A 6,212-nucleotide genomic window follows, 5' to 3' on the forward strand; every position below is an offset into this window, starting at 1 on the left:
ACCATTCTGGGCTCATTAAAACTGAAGGCAGCGATCAACAAACAGATATTCATCAAAGTCGGCGCGGCTGCCGATAGCACAAACCGACCAGCCGCGTTCAACACACCCGCAAACAAGGCCGAAAGCGCCATACCCGCCAGATAGGGCATTGTTATCTGAGTGAGTAAAATAGACAGGTTGAATATGTCAGGATCATTACGATACCCAGCCTGTAAGACCATCATAATCCACGGCATACAAAACTGGGCAATAAGTGATAAAATTATTGTCACCGTAAACAACATGGAGAGCGTTTCTGTCGCCATCCGTGTCGCGACTTCATCCCCCTCTTCTGCCTGCGAACGCGTATATAAAGGAACAAATGCCTGCGCGAACGCTCCTTCAGCTAACAAGCGCCGAAACAGGTTGGGAAATTGCTGCGCTGTTAAATAGGCATCTGTAAGCGGGCCTGCCCCCAATTTTGCAAAAATCACGGCCTCACGAATAAAGCCCAGAATTCTGCTTCCAAATGTCAAACTTGATTGGACAAAGACATTGCGGGCTAAGCTCATATCAGGCCTATCTGTTTTCTGAAGTCTTCGCGCGCTTCAAGGCTCGCGCTGGTGTTCTTGGAGCCTCTAAATCACCGCGACGCAAGACTTCCAACAATTCTTTTGTCAGCAATGCTTCATCAAGGACACCTTCACCCTGAGCCTCAACATAGAAAACATCATGCACAAGCATTCCATAACTTTCGGCGTGAGCCGATTGAATGGACAAGCCCTGATTAACAAAAACATTTGCTATTTCTTGCATCAGGCCTTGTCGGTTGCGACCAGATAACTCAAGCACAATAGCATTATCAGATGCTTTTTTATCAATTGAAACAACTGGCTCGACGATAAACGCGGCTTGGCGACGAGAGGCCTTAAAATTATCATCCACCAATTCATGCTCAGGTTTTTCACCAGCAGCCACCGCTTGTAATGCAGTCGTAAGAAACTTCAATCGCTCTGGATCACCTTCACAAAAAGGCTCCCCCGAACTGGTTTGAATTTCAAAAACATCCAGCACTTTATCATTGCCAGTAGAGAATAAGCGTGCCGATAAAATATCTGCCCCTGCGCTCGTAAGTACTTTACACAAATCCGCATATAAACGCGCACGATCATCAGCAAAAACAAGAACTTGAGTGGCACTTAATTCTTTTTCTATTCTGGCGGCAGATATCGTCTCACCCCCAGATGTTGTTATCGTTTCAGCATGCCAAGCTTGTACATCTGTCTCAAAAGAAATCCAGTAAGCATCTTCCAGATTTTCAAAAGAAGCTGGCAGCTTTCCAATCTTTTCAAACAAAGCTTCACGTCCAAGGGTCGCCCTTTTGGCAATTTGCGCCTGCACAGACACTTCATCTGCCCGTCCACCACGAAGTGCAGCTTCGGTGGCGTAATACAATTCCCTCAGCAATTGGCCTTTCCAACTATTCCAAACGCCTGGACCAACGGCGCGAATATCACAAACAGTCAGTATCAAAAGAAGACGCAACCGTTCTACAGTACCAACTTTTTTCGCGAATGTAGACACAGTCCTAGGATCAGAAATATCCCGCCTTTGCGCGGTGTCACTCATTTCGAGGTGGTTTCCGACCAGCCATGCCACAAGCTCAGCCTCTTCCGGCTCCATGCCCAATCGCAAACAGGCTCCACGCGCCGTTTTGGCACCTTCAATCTGCTGATCACCTTGCCCTTTCCCTGTATCATGCAAAAGCATTGCAAGGTATAAAGCACGTCGATGCTGCACTTTAGGAAAGATTTCCGTCGCCAATGGATGTTCACTGACAAGTACATGGCGTTCAATATCATTCATCGCCTCAACGGCACGAATAGTATGCTCATCCACAGTATAATGATGGTACATATTGAATTGCGTCTGACCAACAATCCGACCAAATTCTGGTAGGAAATGACCTAAAACACCTGTTTCATTCATGATTTTCAGTGTTGTTCCGGGATGATGTTTCGAAGTCACAACATCAATAAACAATTCTTGAGCTTCAGGATCTTTGCGATAAGACACTTTCAATTCTTTGAGATTTTCTCGCGCGTTTGCAATTGCGTTTGGATGAATATCATATCCGCCTTTATCCGCGACCTTGAATAATCGAAACAAATTCAAGGGGTCATCCTTCACAGCGTCAGCGCTCGCATACGACACACGCCCCGCGTCGAGTACAAACCGCTTGTCATCAAGTAATTTTGGCACCGGTGCGGGCATAAATCGCAAAAGACCTGAAGGCTTCTTTTGTTCAATAGCTTCCAGCTTTGCGCACAATATACGCGTAAGCGCTCCCACTTCTTTTGCCGCAAGAAAATAGCGTTTCATAAAGCGTTCAACACCGCTCATGCCGGCCTTGTCAACAAAGCCCATGCGAGACGCAATTTCGGGCTGAAGGTCAAAACTTAATCTATCTTCAGCGCGACCCGCGACATAATGCAAATGGCATCTGACAGTCCACAAAAAGCGCGCTTCACGGCGAAATATTGCTGCATCAGATTTTGAAAAAACATGGTTTTTCAATACGCCGTTAAAGTTAGAACCACCATGAATGTATTTCGCCAACCAGAACAAAGTCTGCAGATCTCTCAATCCACCCTTGCTTTCTTTGACGTTCGGCTCCACGCGAAATCTCGAACTTCCCTCGCGAGACACACGACGATCACGCTCTTCTAGTTTAGCTTGTACAAATTCTGCAGCACGCCCTTCAACAATATCTTTTTCAAAACGATCATCTAATTCTTTGGCGACGTCTTTATCTCCAAATAACAAACGCTTATCGAGAATTGCTGTGCGTATTGTGTAATCTTCTTTAGAAAGCCGGATACATTCGTCGATCGTTCGAAATGCATGTCCTACCTTCAGCCCCAAATCCCACAAAGCATAGAGCATGAATTCAATCACACTTTCAGCCCAAGCTGTTTGCTTATATGTGCGTACAAATAGCAGATCGACATCTGATGATGGAGCTAACGCACAGCGCCCATACCCGCCCACAGCCATAACGGCCATACGTTCGCCCATCGTCGGATTGTTCGCCCGAATGACATGTACGGTAGTATAATCATATAAAGCGTGAAGCACTTCATCCATAACAGCCGATAAAAGGTTCGCTGTATCCAGACCATCTGCGCCTGCTTCTAGACGCTCTTGTGCAATCATCCGTCCACGGAATAACGCACCATGCAACAGATCAATCACGCGTTGGCGTGCTTTTGTACGATCATTCGCATGATCCATATGTGCAGCCGTTAACTGCACACGTAAATTTCTGGAATCAATAATATCTGAGATGCGCCATGCCCCCGGTTTGGAGCGACGCTGTACGGTTTTTTGTGTCGGGCTTAATTCTGTCATCCAGACTTCCTAGCGCTAATCTGACAATACGAATAGAAACAAATTCTTGATTAGGACAATTTTTGTTTCATTGCGTACAATATTTCCAATGCCTCGCGCGGCGTAATACCGTCCACATCGACATCGACTAGCATTTTTTCAACTTCACTTGGCACAAGGTTTGGTGCAGGTTCAGCGACAGCTGCAAATAGCGGTAAATCATCCAATTGGAACCCGCCTTTTTGGGCTTCACCTTCCAAACGTGACAAAACCTCTTCTGCCCGTTTCACCGCATCTCTTGGCATTCCTGCAAGCTTAGCAACTTGCACACCATAGGACCGATCTGCCGGTCCGGGTTTAACATCGTGCAAAAAGACCAGATCACCTTGCCAATCCTTTGCGCGAAGAGACGCATTCCCCGCATGGCTTAGCTTTTCAGCAAGGTCAGTTAATTCGTGATAATGGGTCGCAAACAAAGCGCGACATTTGTTTTTTTCGTGTAAATGCTCAACCGCCGCCCAAGCAATCGCCAAACCATCATATGTTGCTGTTCCCCGCCCGACTTCATCGAGTATAACAAACGCTTTGGGCCCGGCTTGGTTTAATATCGCTGCCGTTTCAATCATTTCGACCATAAAGGTAGACCGCCCCCGCGAAAGATCATCAGACGCACCCACACGCGAAAACACACGATCAACCAATCCCAACTCAAATTTCTGTGCTGGCACAAAACAACCAGCTTGCGCCATTATCGCTAGCAAAGCATTCTGCCTCAGATAAGTTGATTTACCGGCCATGTTTGGCCCTGTAATCATCATCAATCGCGCCGTATCACCGCCACTTGCATCCAAACAACAATCATTCGCGGTAAAACCATCGCCTGCTTTTCTAAGCGATGCCTCCACAACTGGATGACGCGCGCCTACAGCATTAAACTGAGTGCTATTATTCAATTGCGGGCGAATTGCGCGATTGTCTTCAGCCCACTGCGCCAGACCAGCCGCAACATCAATCGCCGCCAATGCATCAGCAGCCGCTCTCAATTTTGATGATAAGATTTCTGCTTCCAAAACCAGCGCATTGAAAATTTCCATTTCACGCGCTTTGCCCTCTTCTTCTGCCCGCGCAATGCGGCCATCTAAATCACCAAGTTCGGTTGTGGTAAAACGCATTGCAGATGCTAATGTTTGACGATGGATAAAGTCAGAAGCATGTGGACCATTTTGCATCGCAGATGCATTGCGCGTCGTCACATCAATAAAATATCCCAAAACTTTATTATGACGAATTTTCAAACTCGGAATACCGGTTTTTTCGGCATAATCAGCTTGTAATCCAGCGATGATTTTTCGGCTATCATCTCGCAATGAACGCACTTCATCCAGTGAAGGATCATATCCTGTGGCGATGAAACCTCCATCACGCGCCAACACAGGAGAATCTTCTTTTATCGCTGTTTCCAGTGTCTGTGCAAAAGCAGCTAATTCTTCTTGCTGCTCTAAATCTAAAACAATGCAAGCTTCATCAAGTAAGGATGGCAAACCCGCAATGCCTGACTTTAGCAATCGCGCTGCGCGGGCACCCGATTTTAATCCTAGCGCTAAAGCACGCAAATCTTTGGGACCACCCCGCCCCAATTGCAATCGCATACGTGCGCGTTCAATATCTGCACTATCTCGCAACGCATTACGCACTTCTTCACGTAAATCTCTATCCGAAACAAACAAACTTACTGCATCAAGTCGACAATTTATCGACACTAAGTCGATAAGAGGTCGTGACAAATTATCTGCCAAACGTCGCGCACCCGGTGCTGTGATCGTGCAATCAATCGTCGATAGCAACGATCCTTTTCGGCTTCCCTGCGCTGACACATCAATTTCCAAACTAGATCTCGTCGCTGGATCAATCGCCATAAAACTAGAGCTTAAATGCCGCTTTGGCGGATCAAGACGCGGCGTTTCTCCTGCTTGTGTCAGATGAAGATAATCCAACAGCAATGCACAGGCAGACAATTCTGCATTGGAAAAACTGCCAAAAGCATCAAGTGATTTCACACCCAATGTATCTTTTAATTGTCGCTCTCCAGATGCTTTATCCGCTTTGGCACCCGGGCGAGGTGTCACTGCTGTTTTTAAACTTTCTAGCATATTTGAAATCAGCGGCCGCGCCATTACGCTATCGCTCATCAACAACTCTTTTGGTGCCAGAGAAGCCAAGACCTCTCCAAACGCTTCCGGCGCTGTCTCAAACACCTCAAACCGCCCTGTTGAGACATCTGCTAAAGCAATACCTCCCTCAATTCCCCCAGCTGAAACACCTATTGCCGCAAGAATATTCGAAGAACGCGCATCTAAAAGAGAATCTTCTGTCAAAGTCCCCGGTGTGACAATTCGTACCACATCACGGTTCACGACACTCTTTGAACCACGTTTTTTTGCTTCTTCTGGTGTCTCCAGCTGCTCGCAAACCGCCACACAATGGCCGGAGCGGATCAATTTAGCCAGATAGCCTTCAGCCGCGTGAAATGGCACGCCCGCCATTGGAATAGGCTCGCCAGAATGCTGCCCTCTAGCCGTAAGTGTGATATCTAGGGCTTCGGCCGCGATCTGCGCGTCTTCAAAGAAGAGCTCATAAAAATCTCCCATTCTAAAAAATAATAGCGCGTCCTTATGACGTTCTTTAATCTCTAGATATTGGAGCAAAAAAGGGGATGGTGATTTTGACATGGGCGTGCACACTAGCCAGACTAAATTGCACCGCAAGGGTGACAAACCATCGAAATTGCATTTTATCACATTGGTGGGTTACTAAACCCATTTTATTCACAGCAGAATGACTCC

Annotated in this window: 3 protein-coding genes; all 3 read right to left on the reverse strand. The window is 46.7% G+C overall.

The genetic code is table 11. From position 1 onward, the window contains the following. Window positions 1-551 (reverse strand): lipid II flippase MurJ (locus AC5EF3_RS07465; protein WP_493547576.1); only part of this gene is annotated, 551 nt, incomplete at its 3' end. A gap of 7 nt (window positions 552-558) precedes the next feature. Then, window positions 559-3,390: a [protein-PII] uridylyltransferase gene (locus tag AC5EF3_RS07470; protein WP_493547577.1), complete on the reverse strand. Its 2,832-nt coding sequence runs from the start codon at window positions 3,388-3,390 to the stop codon at window positions 559-561. A gap of 50 nt (window positions 3,391-3,440) precedes the next feature. Beyond that, window positions 3,441-6,098, reverse strand: coding sequence for a DNA mismatch repair protein MutS (mutS, locus tag AC5EF3_RS07475; protein ID WP_493547578.1), 2,658 nt, complete (start codon window positions 6,096-6,098; stop codon window positions 3,441-3,443). Between the last annotated feature and the right edge of the window lie 114 nt (window positions 6,099-6,212).

It is taken from the genome of Hirschia sp. (genome assembly GCF_058892565.1).